General features: G+C 68.9%; 15 protein-coding genes, 1 tRNA gene and 1 pseudogene. 10 read left to right on the top strand and 7 right to left on the bottom strand.

Features of this window, described 5'->3' with window-relative positions; all coding sequences use genetic code 11:
* The first annotated feature begins 116 nt into the window (after positions 1 to 116).
* Complete coding sequence (locus QHF89_RS05980; protein ID WP_136967098.1) at positions 117 to 737, top strand: hypothetical protein; 621 nt, start codon at positions 117 to 119, stop codon at positions 735 to 737.
* A 99-nt stretch (positions 738 to 836) separates the two neighbouring features.
* Here the strand turns inward: QHF89_RS05980 and QHF89_RS05975 are convergent, their stop codons facing one another.
* Positions 837 to 2,390: a DUF1254 domain-containing protein gene (locus tag QHF89_RS05975; protein ID WP_136967099.1), complete on the bottom strand. Its 1,554-nt coding sequence runs from the start codon at positions 2,388 to 2,390 to the stop codon at positions 837 to 839.
* 737 nt (positions 2,391 to 3,127) lie between these two features.
* Here QHF89_RS05975 and QHF89_RS05970 point away from each other — a divergent pair.
* The 3 genes and pseudogenes from QHF89_RS05970 to QHF89_RS50130 all read left to right on the top strand — a co-directional run.
* Complete coding sequence (locus tag QHF89_RS05970; protein WP_136967100.1) at positions 3,128 to 3,886, top strand: hypothetical protein; 759 nt, start codon at positions 3,128 to 3,130, stop codon at positions 3,884 to 3,886.
* A 14-nt stretch (positions 3,887 to 3,900) separates the two neighbouring features.
* Positions 3,901 to 4,032, top strand: a complete 132-nt coding sequence (locus tag QHF89_RS05965) for a hypothetical protein (protein ID WP_284720132.1) — start codon at positions 3,901 to 3,903, stop codon at positions 4,030 to 4,032.
* Between the two features lie 216 nt (positions 4,033 to 4,248).
* Positions 4,249 to 5,007, top strand: a pseudogene (locus QHF89_RS50130) (tyrosine-type recombinase/integrase); the annotation flags it as partial.
* A gap of 117 nt (positions 5,008 to 5,124) precedes the next feature.
* Here QHF89_RS50130 and QHF89_RS05960 read toward each other — a convergent pair.
* A tRNA-Arg gene (locus QHF89_RS05960) sits at positions 5,125 to 5,198 on the bottom strand.
* Between the two features lie 158 nt (positions 5,199 to 5,356).
* Here QHF89_RS05960 and QHF89_RS05955 point away from each other — a divergent pair.
* Complete coding sequence (locus tag QHF89_RS05955) at positions 5,357 to 6,931, top strand: L,D-transpeptidase (protein ID WP_136967101.1); 1,575 nt, start codon at positions 5,357 to 5,359, stop codon at positions 6,929 to 6,931.
* A 30-nt stretch (positions 6,932 to 6,961) separates the two neighbouring features.
* On the opposite strand, the gene QHF89_RS05950 is transcribed toward QHF89_RS05955, so the two are convergent.
* Genes QHF89_RS05950 through QHF89_RS05940 form a run of 3 tightly spaced genes read right to left on the bottom strand, consistent with a single transcriptional unit; the run spans position 6,962 to position 9,183 of the window.
* Complete coding sequence (locus tag QHF89_RS05950; RefSeq protein ID WP_136967102.1) at positions 6,962 to 7,648, bottom strand: class I SAM-dependent methyltransferase; 687 nt, start codon at positions 7,646 to 7,648, stop codon at positions 6,962 to 6,964.
* A gap of 27 nt (positions 7,649 to 7,675) precedes the next feature.
* Positions 7,676 to 8,683 (bottom strand): pyridoxal-phosphate dependent enzyme, encoded by a 1,008-nt coding sequence (locus QHF89_RS05945; protein WP_136967103.1) that lies wholly within the window; start codon positions 8,681 to 8,683, stop codon positions 7,676 to 7,678.
* Positions 8,680 to 9,183, bottom strand: coding sequence for an acyl-CoA carboxylase biotin carboxyl carrier protein subunit (locus QHF89_RS05940; protein WP_136967104.1), 504 nt, complete (start codon positions 9,181 to 9,183; stop codon positions 8,680 to 8,682). Before QHF89_RS05940 ends, QHF89_RS05945 begins: the two co-directional genes overlap by 4 nt.
* Before the next feature lie 47 nt (positions 9,184 to 9,230).
* On the opposite strand from QHF89_RS05940, the gene QHF89_RS05935 reads away from it, so the two are divergent.
* From QHF89_RS05935 to QHF89_RS05920, 4 genes are all read left to right on the top strand, one after another.
* Positions 9,231 to 9,659 carry a hypothetical protein gene (locus QHF89_RS05935; RefSeq protein ID WP_284720131.1) on the top strand — a complete coding sequence of 143 codons (429 nt, stop codon included), beginning with the start codon at positions 9,231 to 9,233 and terminating at the stop codon, positions 9,657 to 9,659.
* Positions 9,660 to 9,685: 26 nt separating this feature from the next.
* The gene (gene hutH, locus QHF89_RS05930; RefSeq protein WP_284720130.1) at positions 9,686 to 11,242 is read left to right on the top strand and encodes a histidine ammonia-lyase; all 1,557 of its coding nucleotides are present in this window, start codon (positions 9,686 to 9,688) and stop codon (positions 11,240 to 11,242) included.
* Between the two features lie 55 nt (positions 11,243 to 11,297).
* Positions 11,298 to 11,645 carry a hypothetical protein gene (locus tag QHF89_RS05925; protein WP_136928615.1) on the top strand — a complete coding sequence of 116 codons (348 nt, stop codon included), beginning with the start codon at positions 11,298 to 11,300 and terminating at the stop codon, positions 11,643 to 11,645.
* 122 nt (positions 11,646 to 11,767) lie between these two features.
* A complete protein-coding gene (locus QHF89_RS05920) occupies positions 11,768 to 14,623 on the top strand; it encodes a protein kinase domain-containing protein (RefSeq protein WP_284720129.1) in 2,856 nt (951 codons plus the stop codon).
* Positions 14,624 to 14,653: 30 nt separating this feature from the next.
* On the opposite strand, the gene QHF89_RS05915 is transcribed toward QHF89_RS05920, so the two are convergent.
* Entirely contained in the window at positions 14,654 to 15,184 is a 531-nt protein-coding gene (locus QHF89_RS05915; RefSeq protein ID WP_136967107.1) for a hypothetical protein, read from the bottom strand.
* Entirely contained in the window at positions 15,181 to 16,800 is a 1,620-nt protein-coding gene (locus QHF89_RS05910) for a hypothetical protein (RefSeq protein ID WP_136967108.1), read from the bottom strand. Before QHF89_RS05910 ends, QHF89_RS05915 begins: the two co-directional genes overlap by 4 nt.
* 110 nt (positions 16,801 to 16,910) lie before the next feature.
* Between QHF89_RS05910 and QHF89_RS05905 the strand changes: the two genes are divergently transcribed.
* Complete coding sequence (locus tag QHF89_RS05905; RefSeq protein WP_136967109.1) at positions 16,911 to 17,528, top strand: hypothetical protein; 618 nt, start codon at positions 16,911 to 16,913, stop codon at positions 17,526 to 17,528.
* The last annotated feature ends 48 nt before the right edge of the window (positions 17,529 to 17,576 follow it).

The raw sequence follows: 17,576 nt of genomic DNA, 5'->3' as shown, positions 1-17,576 counted from the left end.
TCCCGCGTCCCTGCTGCGCCGTGAGCGCAGGGAGGATGTTGGCATTCGATGGAACAGTCGGTTCTTTATGTATCTCGGGTTGCGGGTATCCCGACGCGGGATACGTTGGCCCTCGTATGCCGCTTCCCGAGGTAAAAACGCGCTGGTTTTCGGTCGCCTGCAAGGTCGCGCGGACGCCCGACGAGCTTCTGCGCGATGTTCTCCAGTTGAAGCGCGCCGCGCGGTGCTCGTTCCGTCGAATCGCGAACGTGCACCCGGTGATCGGCCGGCTCATCGACGAGTTGCGCGCGCCGCTCAGCGTCGCAAAGCGTATCGCGCACGCGCCGCCCGCCGAGCAGTGGCGCAGGGCAGAGCAGGAGCTAGCGGCGCTCGTGGAGAAGCGGGAGGGCCGGGGATTGGCGGGCCTCTACGAGCGGGACCTGCTCGCGGAGCTCCAAGCCGCAACGGTGCCTCAGGTAGGCCACGGTGCCGCCCGCCGACCCATCCCGGGGTCCAACAATCGAGCCAGATCCGAGGTGGTGTCAGCGGTGTCGGCGGTGTCGGCGGGTTCTGGGGGGTATAGGCAGACCGAGCACGCCCCCCCGGTGCCGGCACCCGCTGCCGACACACCGCCGAGGCCCCACGTAGCACGAAAAAAAAACGAAAAAGCCCCCACGGGGTTCCTCCGCGGGGGCTTTGTTCTGAGTTGGTCCGGGCTATTCTTCGGCGTGTGGCGGGACCTCGGCGGCTGTCTGTAGACGACCATCGCGATCTGCGGGAATCAACGGGCGAGAGCTTGCTCTTCAGCAGGGCATCGATGGGCTCTCGGCTCGAGCGCAGCCCGATGCGCTTTGCGGTCAGAGGCCTGTTGCGCCGGGGGAGACGGCGGGTATCAGCTCGATCTCGCCGGGGCGCCACGTCTTGTCGAACCAGGGAGCCAGCGGCCCGTAGAGGCGGAGCATACCGAACCACCCCTTTCCTGCGATGGTCTGGATCCAGTTGTTCGGGTGACTCTCGGGCGGCTGCATCGGCCCGAAATAGAGGTCGACAGAGCCATCCGTGTTCTTTGCGAGTTCACTCCGCTGGCTGTTCTTGCTCGGAAACAGCTGGCTCGTCTGGAGCTCGGAGCGCGTCTGCGGATCATAGACGACGACGGACCAGAAGTCCTTCGCGGGCACGTCGCGGGGAATCCTCAGCCTGTAGACATTGGCGCCATCGAGGAAGTTGCCCCCGCTGTCCTTGTTGATGTACGCGTACTGGGAGCCCTTGCCGATCATCTCGACGACCATCGCCGGGGTGTTGACGGTGGCCTGATAGAAAAACAGCGTGCGGGCATCCAGGTACCGGCCGCCGAGGCCATCGTCCTTGAGCCACTCGAAGCTGCCCCCGAGAAATCCGGTCTTCCACTCGCTGCCCGTGCCCGGGTACAGGTAGGCTTCGCTCTCCCGCGTCTGAAAGACGAGCGCCCGGGCGGTGGCGTTTCCGACCGCGACCGCGTCCGTCAGGATTCCCCTCATCCTGGGATCGGGCGCGAACGTCTTGTCTTTCTGGATGCCAATGCTGGCGATGAGCCCGCGAAGCTCCAGATCGATCATTTCGAGCGGCTCCTTCTCGATGACGCGCGCGAGCTCGTCGTAGAACGAGAAGTCGTTGCTGTGGATCGTGTTGAAGATCTTGTTTGTAAAGTTGACGAACTTCATCGCCGGCGGCTTGTCGGCGAGCGATTGCGGATAGATCTTGAGACCCGTCTTGAACAGATCCGTGGCCGCGTCGGGGCTGCCGTTGACGAGGAAACCTCTGAGGATCACCCAGTTGACGTAGGTACGCGACTTGGCGACAAAGTAGCCGTCCTCGACCAGGAAACGGCCTTCCGGATAGTCCCCTGGGTAATCGGGCGGTAAGATCAGGTACTTGCCCCCGTGGCCCGCGTCGAGGCCCGGAATACCCATGTCCACGACGAATCGGAACCACGCATCGTTGATCGTGCTAGGGCCGCAGTTCGGCGGGATCTCGATCACGGTGGGGCCATCTCGTTTCAGGTCGAGGAACGCCGACGCGTAGACGGTATCGGTGTTGCCGGTGAGGAGCAGCGAGTTGGAGTCCAACAGCTTCTCGGCGATGCCGACGTGGTTGCACTGGGTGACGCCGATATCCTCCATCCCGATGCGTATCGCCTCCAGCGATGCCGCCGGGATCCCGTCGAGGAACACCTTCACGCCACGCGACATGTCCAGGAAATCGAAGACCTTCCGCGCCGTCTCCTCGGTCGGAAAGCCATCGAAGAACTCCAGCGTACCGATGCTCGTCTCCACCCTGGGCGGTGTCAGGATCGAGACCGGAATTTCGGTGTTATAGCCCGGCGGCTTTACCATTATCGTTTCATCCGAAGTTTTCGCTTTGGTTGCACTCATGCGATCAAAATCTCCCAAATCTCGGCGCACTGGCCATCTCGAAGCGCTCGACGAGGCGCCTCGGGAAAGGCGGAGGCCGAAAATCTATTCCTTGCTACGTCCTCGCCGCTACGTTCGTTGACGGAGCGCATAACTCTCCTGCGTTTTTTGATCGATCCTGCGCTTTTCGATCAGCGCACGAGGGTCGGCAACGCGAAGGACTTTGCCCAGGTCCGCCCCCCGCCGCCGAGGCCGCGGCGGGGGGTCTTCGAGCGCACCCAGCCGCAACGGTGCCCAGAGTCGCCTTCCCTCGGGCACACGTGGGCCTTGGCGGGCAAGCGCTCGCCTCTGTCGGCGGCCGCCGCGAGCGGGCCGCTACGCCGCCACGAACCCCAGCTCGGTCTGTTCCCAAGAGGGATCGCGAGCCGAGTGCGCGGGGCAGCGGCGACGAGCGGATGCCCAGGTGGTCGAGGATCCTGCGGACGATGGTGGGGTCGGTGATGGTCGCGAGCACCCTCATCTTGCGCCCGCACGTCGGGCGCGTGAGCACATCGAGGCCCCACGTGCGCTTCATGAGCACGGTCCACTCGACGTAACGCGAGCGAGCGAACAGCTCGCCGTGACGGACGGAGCCCCCATCGTCGAGGGGGCTGGTGCGCCCTTCGCGACCGAGCACGGCTTCGCTTCAGCGTTGCCGCATGGCACGCGCTGCGACGCCCGCCGGGCCGAACTCGTAGTCACGTTTTCCGCGGATCCGGGTGATCGTCTACAGCTGTCTCCCGGCGCTTCCACATTCGGGATCTATTCGGACGCTCAAGGATGGCCATGCGCCAGAGTTGGCCATGAGCAGATTGGCCAGGCCAAACACCTTGTGGAACACCCTTCAGAGGATGCACGCCCGGCCGGGCGGGGTGCAGATGGTCCGCGGGGAGGGGGAGGCCGTCGGCATGTTGACCGTTGACACGACGCGGCGAACGTGCAGCGACGATCCGCGTTTTCTGGCGGTGCGGCATGCGCTCGACTACGTGCACGACCTGGTCCGCACGTGGCCGGCGCTCGGCTCGGATGCGCTGCGCGTGGTCGAACTGCTGAGCGAGGACATGATCGCGGGGAGGCTCGACGCCGACGCATGGGCCGGGATCTGGTCCTGGCTCGGTACGCTCGTGCGAACGCACGGCGAGGGTTGGGCCGCGAGCGGCCGGCAGATGCTCGAGGAGAAAGCGCTCGATGCGCGTGCTCGTCGGTTCGCGTTGCAGCGCGTCGTGGAGGGTGAGGCCGAAGCGGCCGCAGGCTGGCTCGCACGTGCCATATGGGGCGCGTGTGCAGGGGGGGCCGGCCTCGAGCTCGCGCGGCAGGCGATCGATCCGTGCGTCGTCGAGCTGATCGAGGCCGAGGCGGCCGCGCTCGTCGACGAAGAAGATGACGGGGGCGCGCATGCGCGACGCCGCGCCCTGCATGAAGCGCTCGCGTCCCGCTGGGCCGAGACGGCGCTAGGACGCGCGGCGATTCGATGCTGATGTCGGGGGACGCCATGGACAACACGAACAAGCCGAGCGGGAAGAAGGGCGGCAACAAGGACAAGAGCACCTACGGGCTTGGAACGGTCGAGCGTCGGCCGTCCGGCGTGGTGCGCGCGCGGATCTACGAGGGCGGTCGCTACTAGGACGTCGCCACGTGTCGAGACGAAGAGCAGGCAGGGAGCGTGCTCCGCGGCCTCGCGAAGCTCCGAGAGGAGCAGGGCGATCCGAACGATCCCACGCTCCGCACCTACGGGGCGCGGTGGCTCGACAAGCGCGAGAAGCGCGGCGTCAAGAGCATCGCGACGGACCGATCGCGGTTCGCACGGCACCTGCTGGAGGCAGACTTTGCCGACGAGCCCATGCGCATCGTGCGTCCACGCGAAGTGCGCGCGTGGGTGGAGAAGTTGATCGAGAAGGCGACCGCGGACCGACGCAAGAAGCGGCGCCTCTCCGCGCAGACGATCAAGCACTGCGTGAACCTCATGGGGAAGGTGTTCCGCGCGGCCGTGGCGGATGAGTACGTCGAGAAATCTCCCGTGAGGGACATCGAGCTACCGAAGATCGATGTCCGCAAGGGCTGGTCGTACCTCTCGCTCGCCGAGCTGCGCGCGCTCGTGCACTACGCGATCGAGACGAAGGACCCGATCGCCCTCATGGCGTGCTTCGCGATCGGCACGGGCCTCCGACAGTCGGAGCAGTGGGATCTGGAGCTGCGGCAGGTTCACCTCGACGACGCGCCGCGGATCGTCGTGGAGAACGCGAAGAACGATCGGATCCGCGTCATCCCGCTCTTCGGTCTCTCGCTTTGGGCGCTTCGTGTGTGGCTGCAAGTCCTCCCGCAGTACGCGCGCGAGAACCCGCGCGGCCTCGTCTTCCCCACGCCGCGCGGCTACCGCCAGTGCGACCGGAAGCCGCCGCGCGGTGGGTCGCGGCTGAAGGCGCGGTTCGGCCTCGATCGTCCGGAGAAGCGCCACGACCGGCGCACGGTTCGCTGGCACGACCTCCGGCACACCTGCGCGAGCGCGCTCGTGTCCGGTTGGTGGGGGCGACGATGGAGAATGGAGGAGGTCCGCGAAGTGCTCGGGCACACGTCCATCAAGATGACGGAGCGGTACGCGCACCTCGCCGCGTCGGCCCTCACGCAGGCCGCGGCGGAGACGGTGCTGGCGCTGAACTTCCCCTGCGACTTCCCCAGGGCTGAGGAGGCTGCGCCAAATTCCTCAGTGATTTCGCTGCGCGCCACAGTGGATTCGAACCACTGGCCTTCGGCTCCGGAGGCCGACGCTCTATCCAGCTGAGCTAGTGGCGCACGCCGCGTTTTCGACGCGGGGGCCAGCAACCTAGCGGGAAGTTTGCCCCTGCGCAAGCTCTTCGAGCGTCCTTTGGTGCGGAGTCCGTCGGGACCGTCGTTTCGGGGCTCGGGTTCAAAACTTGGCCCTCGCGGCTGACTTCCGGCATCCGGGCCCCATGGACGCACGCAAGCGGCTCTCCCTCCTGGCCCTCGGTGTGCTTGTGCTCGCCGGGTGCAAGGGCAAGGGCTCTCCCGAGGGCATCGTCAGCTTGTCCGCGCCTGCGGAGCAGGTCGCGGCGGATCCGGCGACGGTCCCCAAGGAGGGCGGCCCCCGCATCGGCGCCGTGGAAATGGCGGCGCCCGTCTACCTGAAGCCGGATCGGAGGTCGCCGAAGATCGGCTACCTGCGCGCGGGCGCGACCGCGGTGCGCGGGGAGAAGCCGGCCGCGTTCGACGACTGCCAGGGCGGGTATTACCGCGTCCTGCCGGCTGGATACATCTGCGCCGAGGGCAGCGCCTCGATCGACATGAAGCACCCGATCTTGCGGGCGCTCACGCGTCGGCCGGACCTCGCGAAGCCGATGCCGTACCCTTACGCGTTCGTACGAGCCATCGCGCCGAACTACTACCGGCCTGCGACGAAGGCCGAGCAGTTCCAGTACGAGATGCGCCTCAAGGAGCACCTCCGCAGCTACAAGCGCCTCCAGAAGAAGTGGGACGCGATCGAGGTCGGCGCGAACGACGTGCCGCTCGACGCCGAGGGCAACGCGATCGGCGAGCCGCCGACCGAGGCGCCCGACCTCCCGGATCAGGAGCTCTACGGCGGCGACGGGAACGACGCGATCCCCTGGTTTTTCCAGGGCGGCCGCAAGATCCCGAACATCTCGACGTTCAAGGTCCCCGACTACGCGATCATCACGAACCGCGTCGCGCGGCACGCGGGCCTCGCGCTTATCGGCACGTTCGTCGGCGACAACGACCGGCGCTTCGCGATGACCACGGATGCGCGCCTCGTGCCGACGTCGAAGCTCAAGCCTGCGCGGGGATCGACGTTCCACGGCGTCGACATGCGCAAGGGTTGGGAGCTGCCGCTCGCGTTCGTGCGTGTGCCCGACGCGTACAAGTACGACACGAGCAAGCGCTCGCTGGAGAAGGCGGGCAAGCTCGCGTTCCACACGCCCATCCAGCTCACGGGCAAGAGCATGCGGATCGGCGAGACGCGCCTCGTCGAGGCCAAGGACGGGACGTGGCTCAAGGACAGCGACGTGGCGATCGCGGTCAAACCCTCGGAGCTGCCGAGCTTCGCGGCGAAGACGAAGAAGTGGATCGACATCTCGATCCTGAGCCAGATCCTCATCCTGTACGAGGGGACGAAGCCGGTCTACGCGACGGCGGTGGCGACGGGCCGCGACGGGCTCGGGGATCCCAAGAAGACGTACTCGACCGTGCGCGGCACCTTCAAGATCCGCGAGAAGCACGTCACGACCACGATGGACTCGCACGAGGTCGGCAACAAGTTCGAGCTGCGTGATGTCCCGTGGGTGCAGTACTTCGAGGCGGGCTACGCGCTCCACGCGGCGCCGTGGCACGACGAGTACGGAAAGCCCCGGAGCCACGGCTGCATCAACCTCTCGCCGATCGACGCGCGCCGCGTCTTCATGTGGACCGATCCGCCGCTCCCCACGGACTGGCACGGCGTGCAGGCGAGCGAATCCACGGGCGAAGGCACCGTGGTGAACATTCATCCCTGAACCACCACGTGCGCGGGGCGCTCTTCGACGTCAGGGTTTGACGGCGGAGAGCGTCCAGTGCCGATCGCTCGTCTTCCGCACGGCCGACGCCGCGATTCCGAGCGGCGCCACGAACGCGGCGACCTCCGAGACGGTGAGCGCCGCGGCGAGCGAGGCGCGGAAGAGAAATCGTTGGTGCTCGAACGAGGGCACGGCGGCCGGATCGGCAGGGCGTTCGCCGCCGTGGAGCGCGACGAGGTGATCGATCTCGGCTTCGGTTTCGGGCCGGTGCAGGTCGCGCACGAAGAGCAGGCCGCCGCGGGAGGTCACGCGCCACATCTCGGCGAGGACCTGCGCGGGCTCGGGGATGTGGTGGATGATCGAGTTCGACACGACGGCGCCGAAGGATCCGTCGGGGTAGGGCAGGGCCTTCGCGTCGATCTTCGCGACGGTCACGCGGGAGGCGAGGCCCGCGCGCGTGATGTTTTCCCGCGCGAGCGTGAGCATGTGCTCGGCGAGGTCGATGGCCACGACCTCGGCGCCCGGTGAGCGCGCGCAGAGCTCGATCGGGATCCGCGCCGTGCCCGTCCCGACGTCGAGCACGCGCTTCGGGGTCGGGAGGACCGCGAGCACATCCTCGCAGAACGCGCGGTTCACCGCGGCGTGGTCCATGGCGTCGTAGTCACGGGCCTCCTCGGGGGTGTCCATGACCTCGGGTTCGAGGACGCGCGCGAGCATGGGTTCGCCTCTTTCTTCTTTGGTTCTTCAGTCGAGACCGAGCGCGTCTTCGAACGTCGCCCCTTGCGCCAGGAGCCCCGGCAAGCCGCCCGTGTGCACGAACAGGATCCGCTTGCTGGCGAGCGGCCCGCCCGCGCCCGCGAGATCCATCAGCGCCGAGAACGCCTTGCCCGTGTACACCGGGTCGAGCACCATCCCGGACAAACCCGCCACGCTCGTGATCAGGCGGCGTTGCTCGGGCGTGCTCACCGCGTAGGCGGGGCCCTTATGGGCGTCATCGACCGTCACGCGTACGGGCTCCGGCAGGCGCGGGTCGAGCGAACGCGCCTCGCGGACGATGCCCTCGATCCGCGCCTCGAACGTGGGCGCATCGTCGCAGACCGCGACGGCCACGACCTCGCTCGCCACCCCGTGCAGCGCCGCGCCGAGCGCCGCGCCCGCCGCGGTGCCGCCCGATCCACACGCGACGACGACCGCGTCGAACGCCTTGCCCCCGCCGAGCCCGAGGTCGAGCTGCCGTCGCACCTCGCCCATGGCCTCGACGTACCCGAGCGCGCCGAGCCCGTTCGACCCTCCCTCGGGGATCACGTACGGCTTCTGCCCTTCGGCCCGCAGCTCCTCGGCGGCCCGGTCCAGGATGCGCTCGCGATCCCGGTACTGCTCGGGCGTGATGAGCCGGATCTCCGCGCCGGCGAGGCGGTCGATCAGCACGTTGCCCTCCAGCGGAGGGTCGAGCGACGGATCGTTCGTCCTCAAAAAAAGCACCGCGCGCAGGCCGAGCGACGCGGCCGCGAGCGCCGTGGCGCGGGCGTGGTTCGATTGCAGGCCCCCGCAGGTGAGCACCGTGTCGCACTCGAGCGAGAGGGCCTCGCCGAGCAGGAACTCGAGCTTGCGGATCTTGTTGCCCGCCTCGGCGCCGCCCGTCATGTCGTCGCGCTTGACCCAGAGGTCGATGCCCGTCGCGGCGGCGAGCCTCCGCGGGCGCTGGAGGGGGGTCGGCAGGTGGGCGAGCGGGAGGCGCTTTCGAAGACTCATTCGATCTCGACGAGCTTGGCACCCCCCTCGACGGTCGCGCCAGCGGTCACGTAGACCTTCTTCACCCGACCGTCGCGCGTGGACGCGAGCTCGTTCTCCATCTTCATCGCTTCGACCACGACGAGCGGCCGCCCCGCGTGGATCTCGTCGCCCTCGGCCACGAGCACCTTGAGCACGCGGCCCGGCATCGGCGACGTGACGAGCCCCTCGCCGCCGCCGCTCTTGCCGCCCTGCACGCTCGAAAGCGCGCGCAGCCGTTCGTTCTCGACGCGCGCGTAAAACCGCCGCGACGACGTGACGACGCCGACCTCGGGGGGCGTGCCTTCCATCCAGAGCTCGACCGAGCGCCCGCCGAGGTCGAGGTGCACCGCGCCCTGGTGGTCGTAGGCGTCGATCGCGAACGAGCGACCCTCCACCTCGGCGCGGATCTCGCCCGAGGGCAGCACGGTCAGATCGACGGGGACCTCGCGACCGGAAGGGAATTTGACGAAGTAACGCATGAGATCAGTTGGCTTTCGGCACCAGAGCGCAGCGGCCCTCGTAGCACATGCAAGGGTTCACGTCGGCGCTCTGGCAGTCGGCCATCATCGAGCAGACCGTGTCCGGCCTCCGCGGCTCGGCGCGGGACGCAGCGACACACGCCCGCGCGTGGCACGGCACCGAGGGCGCGCAGTCGGCGTCCTTCGTGCACGCGTCGTCGCTCTTCACGGGCGCGGGCAAGCTGCAGACGAACGGGCCCGGCGCTGCTGCACTGGGAGGACTGCTCGCCACGGGCGAGCTCACGGCGGCGCCGGGTCCCCCACCTTCCGACACGCCCGGCCCGGCCGTCGGCTCGCCGCTCGGGGGCGACGTGCTTGGTCCGGGTCCGGGTTCGGCCGCGCCTGCGCAGGCCACGAGCGCGAGCGCGAGCGCCGCGCAGATCGATCGCACGTTCCGCATCGGGGGCGGGAGCTTAGGCGATCCCCCCTTGCCGTGAAAGTGCCGCTTACTAACGTGGCGCGCGTGCACACCCTTTCGCCTCTTCTCGTCGGACGCCCGATCTCCCTCGCCGATCTCGAGGACGTGAGCCGTCGCGGCCGCCCCGTCGCCCTCTGTCCCGAGGCGCGCGCGCGCATCATCGCCTCGCGCCGCGCCGTCGACGCCATCGCCGAGGCTGGTGACGCCGCGCCCGCCGTGTACGGCATCAACACGGGCTTCGGCGCGCTCGCCGAGACGCGTATCGCCGAGCGCGACGTCATCGCCTTGCAGAAGAACCTCGTGCGCAGCCACGCGACTGGCGTCGGTCCCGATCTCGGCGAGCCCGAGATCCGCGCCATGATGGTCCTTCGCGCGCAGGTCGTCGCGCTTGGTTACTCGGGCGTGCGCGCCGAGGTCGTCGATCTCCTCCTCGCCATGCTCAACGCGGGCATCGCGCCGCGCATCCCCTCGCAAGGATCCGTTGGCGCCTCGGGCGACCTCGCGCCGCTCGCGCACCTCGCGCTCGCGCTCATGGGTGAAGGCGAGTCCTCCTTCCGCGGCGAGCGCATGACGAGCGCCGAGGCCCTCGCGCGCGCCCATCTCCGCCCCGTGATCCTCGCGGCGAAGGAGGGCCTCGCGCTCATCAACGGCACGCAGTACATGGCCGCCGTCGGCGCGCTCGCCGTGCGTGACGCGCTCGCCCTCTGCACGATCGCCGACGTCGCCGGGGCGATGAGCCTCGAAGCGAACAAGGGCTCGAAGCGCCCCTTCGACGAGCGCCTCATGGCCGTCCGCCCGCACCCGGGCCAGGCCGCTTGCGCCGCGAACCTCCGCGCGATGCTCGACGACAGCGAGATCATGCAGAGCCACGCCGACTGCCCGCGCGTGCAGGACGCCTACTCGCTCCGCTGCATGCCGCAGGTCCACGGCGCCTCGCGTGACGCCCTCGGCTGGGCCGCCGACGTCCTCACGCGCGAGATCAACAGCGTCACCGACAACCCCACCATCTTCCTCCGCGACGACGGCGGCGCCGATCTCCTCTCGGGCGGCAATTTCCACGGCCAGCCGCTCGCGCTCGCGCTCGACCTCGCGGCCATGGCCGCGGCCGAGCTCGCGAACATCAGCGAGCGCCGCGTCGAGCAGCTCGTGAACCCTGCGCTCTCGAGTGGCCTCACCCCGTTCCTCGCGCCCCAGAGCGGCCTGCACTCCGGCTTCATGATCGCCCAGGTCGCGAGCGCCTCGCTCGTCAGCGAGAACAAGGTCCTCTGCCACCCCGCCAGCGTCGACTCGATCCCTTCGAGCGCCGGCCGCGAAGACCACGTCAGCATGGGCAGCGTCAGCGCCCGCAAGCTCGCGCAGGTCATCGAGAACGTCCGCACCTCGCTCGCGATCGAGATCCTCACGGCCGCCCAGGGCATCGATCAGCGCCGCCCCCTCCGCTCCTCGGCCGCCGTCGAGCGGGCGCACGCGGCCGTCCGCGCCGTCTCCCCCACGCTCGACGAGGACCGCCCGCTTTATCGCGACATTGCCGCCGTCCGCGACATCGTCCTTTCGAGCGTCCTCCGCCGCGCGGTGGAAGAGGTCACCGGCTCCCTCCGGTAACCTCACGAAACACGCCGACTCGCCATTTTGATACGAATACGATACATTCGTTCAGGTGATTTCCGGGCGTGAAGATCCCTTTCCCGCGGCGGCCGTGCGCGACCTCATCGGCATCGTGCGGGCAATGTATGCGGCCGCCAAACTCGCGGGGGCGGGTCGCGTCGAGCTCCAGCGCATCGAGCGCGTCGGGCGGGACCTCGCGTCGGCGCTCACGCTCGCGCAGCGGAGCGGGCCGAACACGATCGGCGCGGCGGCTGCGTGGAAGCGGGCCGAGGAAGCGGCGCTGCGTGCGGGCGACCTCGTCGACGCGTTGACGCCGGCCGAGCCGCTCGTGCACGCGGCCCGCGCGCGCATCGCGGGCAAGGCCGTGGCCGAGGGGAACAAGAAGGCGAGCGCGCGGTGAGTTCGCTGGCGGTGCTCCTCTGATAGTCTCGCGGTTTCCGCGAGGGACCTCTGGACCAAGACCAAGCGATGCCCCGTTCGCCGCGCCGGCGTACTCTTTTCGCCGGAACTCTTGCCCTCGCGATGCTCTCGGCCTCGCCGATCACGCGCGCGGACGTGCCTGCTCCCTCTGCCGTCGATGCGCACGCCCACGCGTACCAGGGCACGTGGGAGTACCGCTGGGGCGACTCGCCGCGCGACCCCACGGGCGCGCTCGTCTGGGCCACGCCCGCGGTGAATGACGGATGGCGCGCCTTGCCCCCGCAGGCCACGCCCGAGGGCCGGAACGGCGAGCGTTTCCTCTGGATGCGCACGCGCCTCGTCGGCCACGTCGAGCGTGAGCCCGTCCTCTACCTCCGCGGCGTCGATCAGATCGTCGAGGCGTACCTCGACGGCGCCCTCGTCTACCGGTTCGGCGCGTTCGAGGGCGACGGCGCGCTCCGCTTCCAGGGCTACAAGCCGCACTTCCTCCCGCTCGGATCGAACTTTGCGGGCAAGACACTCACGCTCCGCATCCACTCCGATCACGTCAACATCGGGCCCTACGGCGACACGCTGATCGGCCCGCGCGCCGACCTCGCGCTCGATGCGGTCCGCGCCGACCTCCCCGCGCTCGCGATGGGCATCCTCCTCGTATCGGCGGGCCTCTTCGTCCTCGGCCTCTTCCTCTCCGAGCGCCGCGACAAATCGAACCTCGCCTACGGCCTGCTCGCGGTCACGCTCGGGATCTACCTCCCCGCGGCCGCGCCCATCCGCGGCCTCCTCGTCGACGCGCCGCTGCTCTGGGTCCACGTCGAGCTCGCGAGCCTCTACCTCACGCCAATCTTCTTCGCCGCGTACTTCGAGCACGTCTTCGGCCCCGGCCGCTTCCGCCTGCTCCGCGGTCTGCAAGGGCTGCACGCCGCGTACTTCCTCGGCTCCGCCCTCCTCGTCGCGCTCGGGCTCGTCCCGGTGCTGCGCACGCTCCTGCCCTTTCAGATCCTCCTCCTCGTCACGATCCTCCTCATGACCTCCCGCGCGATCCTCCACGCGACGCGCGGCAACCTCGACGCGCGCATCTTCACGGGTGGGTTCCTCCTGGCCGCTGCGGCGGCCTCGTACGACGTGCTCAAGGCGATCGGCATCGTCCCGCGCCACCACGTCTCGCTCGGGCACGTCGGCATGTTTGCCTTCACCCTCTCGCTCGGCATCATCCTCGCGCGCCGCTTCGTCGAGGTGCACGAGCGCATGGGCCGCTCCTCGCGGGTCCTCGAGCTCAGCCTCGCCTCGGCGCAGGTCCTCGATCGCGGCGGCCAGGCCCGCGTCGCGCTCGACGAGATCATCCGCCTCCTCGGCGCGCGTGCGGCTCTCCTCTTCGTCACCCACGAGGGTGGCGCGGTCGCGGGAGCTGATCTCGAAGTCGCGGCGGGCCGCGAGGCCGGCGGCGCCGAGAGCCCGCTCGCCTCGGTCATCGCTGGGGTTGCCTCGAACCTCGACGACCTCGTCGAGCAGGTCCGCCTGCGCCGCGAGGCGCGCGTGTGGAAGCGCATCGAGGGCACGCGCCGCAGCGCCATGGCCGCGCCGCTTCTCGTGCGGGACGAGCTCCTCGGCGTCCTCTACCTCGAAACGGACGAGTCGCGCCGGCACTTCGACAACGCCGACCTCTCGCTCCTCAACGCCCTCGGCGAGAAGCTCTCCATCAACATCGTCTCCACGCGCGCCGTCCGCGCCGAGCTCGAAAGCTCGCTCCACCAGAAGCGCATCGCCGAGCAGGCGGTGCTGCTCGAAGCCGCCGCGCGCCTCGCGTCGGGTGACATCAAGACCCCGATCCCCGTCGACGAGAAGAGCGAGTTCGCGGACCTCGCGCGGGGCCTCGACCAGATGCGCCGCGACGTGCAGGCCAAGATCCGCACGATCGAGACCAAGAAGGCCGAGGTCGAGGTCCTGAACGAGGAGCTTCGCCGCAAGATCCAGCAGCACACGACGAGCCTCCTCTCCTCGCTCCGCACCGACGTCGAGGTCGACGAAGACGAGCTCGTCACGGCCACGCCGAGCTTCGAGGTCGGCGCTCTCATCGCTGAGCGGTACCGCGTCATCGAGGAGCTCGGCCAGGGCGCGATGGGCGTCGTCTACGAGGTCGAGCGTGTCCGCGACGCGCGCCGCTTCGCCATGAAGGTCCTCACGAGCCGCAGCGACAAGCTCGCGATGGCGCGCTTCGTGCGCGAGGCGCAGATCCTCTCCCGCCTCGACCACCCGAACCTCGCCTCTATCGCCGACGTCGACGTCACGCCCGAGGGCCTGCTCTACCTCGTCATGGAGCTTTGCAAGGGCAAGCCGCTCCATCGCTGCAAAGAGCGCTACCGCGACGTCGCCTGGTCCTGCTCGGTGCTCCGCCAGATGGCCGCGGGCCTCGCCGCCGTGCACGCGCAGGGCGTCATCCACCGCGACCTCAAGCCGGGCAACGTCATGGTCGCCGAGGACGCCGACGGCCATGCGCAGGTCAAGCTCGTCGACTTTGGCATCTCCACCCTCACGGGCGAAGTCCAGGAGCGCCCGCCCCTCTCCGAGCGGCCTCGCGAGCTCGACTCGCCGCCGTCCACGCGCCGCAGCATCGCGCCGCCGCCGCAGGAGGTCACGCGCACGGGCATCCTCGTCGGCACCCCGACCTACATGGGCCCGGAGCTCGCGCAGGGCTCACGTCACTGGAAGGCGCACTCCGACGTCTTCAGCCTCGGCGTCATCGCCTACGAGATCCTCACGGGCAAGCGCCCCTTCAACGTCCCGCCCATCTTCGTCGGCATGCAGGGACAAACCCTCCCGCGCCCCACGGGCCTGCGCCGCGTCGAGGGCCTCCAGGGCGGCCTCGCGCTCCTCTTCGAACGCTGCATGGATCCCGACCCTGCCGCGCGCCCCACGGCCCACGAGGTCGCGGACTCGCTCGGCAAGTACGGGTATCGCTGACGTCGTCCCCGACGAACCCGCCCGCGCCGCTTATTCCGGCTTCATCACCCGCACGGGTTTTCCATCCGGCCCCGTACGAATCTCCCCCGGCGGCTGCGTCAAGCTCGGCGCGCCCGCGTTCACGGTGAACGACTGCACCCGCTCGCGCACCCGCCCGTCGAACGTCCCGCGCACCCGCACGGCGAGGTCGGCCCGCGTCGCCGGCGCCGTGAACGACACCTCCACGGAGACCTTCTCGCCCTGGCCGAAGCGCCGGTTTTGCACGGGCTCCTTCGCGCTCGTCACGACGAGCCCGTCCACGCCCCAGACCTCCACGGTCACGTCGCTCGCGGCCTCCTCGAAATCGACCGTCAGCGCTGCGCTCGACGCCCCGAGCTTCCCCTCGACCTTCACGGGCGCTCCCGGCTTCTGCGTCCGGACCTCGCCTCCCTCCTCGGCCTTTGGCTCGGCGAGGGGCGCCTCCGGACCGACGTGATCGGGCTCCTTCCGATCGACCGTCCCGCACCCGGCCACGACACAAGCGAGCATCCAGAGCACGCGCATCTCGTTCCCTCTCTTCATGGCAGGACCTCGATCATCACTTCATACGGGCCCGAAAATTCTCCGTAGCCCTGCACGTTCACCACGTAGTCTTCGCCGACAGTCGTGGCGAACGACACCGTCTCCTCGCCACTCTCCGACGCGGCGCTGTCGAGCTCCTTGCCGCGCAGGTACACGTAGAGATCCACGTCGCTCGTCGCGCTCGAGCTCACCTTCAGCGTCCCGCCCGTGCCCTTCACGCGGAGGAAGCGGTTCTGCCCGAGCAGCGCCGGATCGATCCCGCCGATCAACGTCAGCTTCACCGACTCGTTCACCGCCATCGGCACGAACACCGGCAGCGCCCCCGGATCTCCGGCCGTGTGCGTCTCGCCCGTCCCCCACGCGTCCGCCACCGGATCGATCCCGAACGAGCTGCCCGACCCGTGATGCCCGACCAGCGCGTCGATCGCCGTCGACGCGTCCGGATGCGCGCCCTTCAGCCCCGCGACGAAGGGGAACAGCGTGGTCATCGCCGGCGTCGACTTCAGATCACCGATCATCACCGCGTACACGCCTTGCAGCTTCACCTCGACGTTGTCGAAGGCCTCGGCGTTCCCGTCGTACGCGTCGAACACCACGTTCTGCACCGTCGTCTCCGAGTACCAGCCGGGCTTCGCGGACTGGCTCGTGTCGTTCTCCTCGATGTCCTCCCAGAACCCGTCTTTCTGCCCGGCGCCCATCGCGTCGCTGTAGATCGTGTCCGGGTCGAGGATCATCGCCGAGAGCGCGTTGCAGAACCCCTCGCTGAACGCGAGCCGCGGATCGAGCACGTCGCCGTACCCGTGCGAGCCGCCCCAGCTATCCGAGCGCGTGATGTGCTCCTCGAACGAGTGCCCCCACTCGTGCACCAGCACGTGCGTATCGAACTCGTCCGTGTCCACGTTCTCCTTGCCGAGCACGTAGATCTCGTCGCCGTCCCAGTGCGAGGTCCCGATCTGACCGAGCCCGACGAGCCCGTCCTCGGGCCGGTTCTCCACGCTCCAGTTGATCTCGAGCTTCGGGAACACGGGCGGCGGCGTCGTCTCGTCGAGGAACCGCCGCGCCGCCGTATAGGCCGCGTCGAGCACTGAAAATGGCGCCGCGAGCCGGGGTTTGCCGTACGAAACCCCCGTCCAGCCCGTCGTCGCCACCAGGTCGAGCGACCTCGGCTCGTCGACCACGACCTCGCCGCTCTCCATCACGTACGTCGCGTCGCTCGCCGTGTTGTCCACGACGAGGATGGAGGGCTCCTTCGTCTCGGCGTAGACCCAGACCTTCACCTGCGTGGTGCCCTCCCAGTCGAAGGCGTACTGGCCCATCGCGTCCGATGTCGTCTCGGCGATCAACGCATCGTTCGCCGCGTCGAGCAGCGCCACGCGCGCGCCGCGAATCGGCTTTTGGTCCACCTTCGAATAGTCGAGCCCGTCCGCCTCGTAGTCGTACGCGACGCTCTCGTAGAGCAACGTCCCCGCGAGCCGCGGACGGTCGGGCGGCGGCTCGCCCGTCCCGCCGGGCTTCACCGCGGGTTCGTCGCTGCCGCAGCCCGCGAGCGAGAGCGCGCCGAGCACGAACAGCGTCGTCAGCCGATATCCCGAACGTGCCGATCCCGCGCCGAACATCCCCCCAAAGTATCGAAGGCTCGTCCGCCTCGTCAACGCCCGGCGCCGTGTTTCCCCGCGTCTGTCCCCGTCGTTTTCGGGCATCTCGATTGCAGATGCCGGAGGGAACCATGCATTCGACGACGCTTCGGCCGTTCGTGTTGTCCCGAGCTGCGCTCTTGCTGCTCCTCGCCGCCGCGGGTTGTCAGGCACGAGAGACGCGTGACGACGCTTCCAGAAGCGAGGGGATTTCGCACGACGCGTCGGGGGACGCCGACAAGCAGGACGGAGGATCCGACGTGGGGGCATGCGACGAACACGCGAACCTCGAACCTGGCAGCGACGTCGATCCGAACGATCCGTGCGGCACGCTCCTCGGCGAGGGCGAGCCGCTCGCGCGTGCTGCGTGGGTGAGCGCGCCGGACCCGAACTTCCAGATCTCCCAGGCTGTCGCGGTCACGTGGTTTGCCGAGTACGCCGCCCGCGTGCCCCTCGATCCGCGCGACGGCTACGTGCTCGAGCTCGAGCGCTGCGACACCCCGGCGCACAGGGTGACCACCTGCGCCACCTCGCCGCTCGTGCTCCCCGCGGACGCGTGCGGCACGGGCATCGTCCGTTTCGGCGTCGATCCCATCCAGTACCAGCCCGGGACGAACCTCTACACGTTCACCGTTCGCCTGCGCCGTGGTTGTGTCGTCGACAGCGCCGACATGTTTTCCCTGACCGTCGAATACGACGCGGGGCCTTAGGGCGCGGACGCGCGGCGTCACCTCGGGAAAAAGCGCCGAATCCTCGTG

The sequence above is a fragment of the Polyangium sorediatum genome (assembly GCF_029946465.1).
In the GTDB taxonomy this organism is placed as follows: Bacteria; Myxococcota_A; Polyangia; order Polyangiales; family Polyangiaceae; genus Polyangium; species Polyangium fumosum.
Note: the sequence above shows the minus strand (reverse complement) of the source record. Positions and strands in the feature narration are given on the sequence as shown.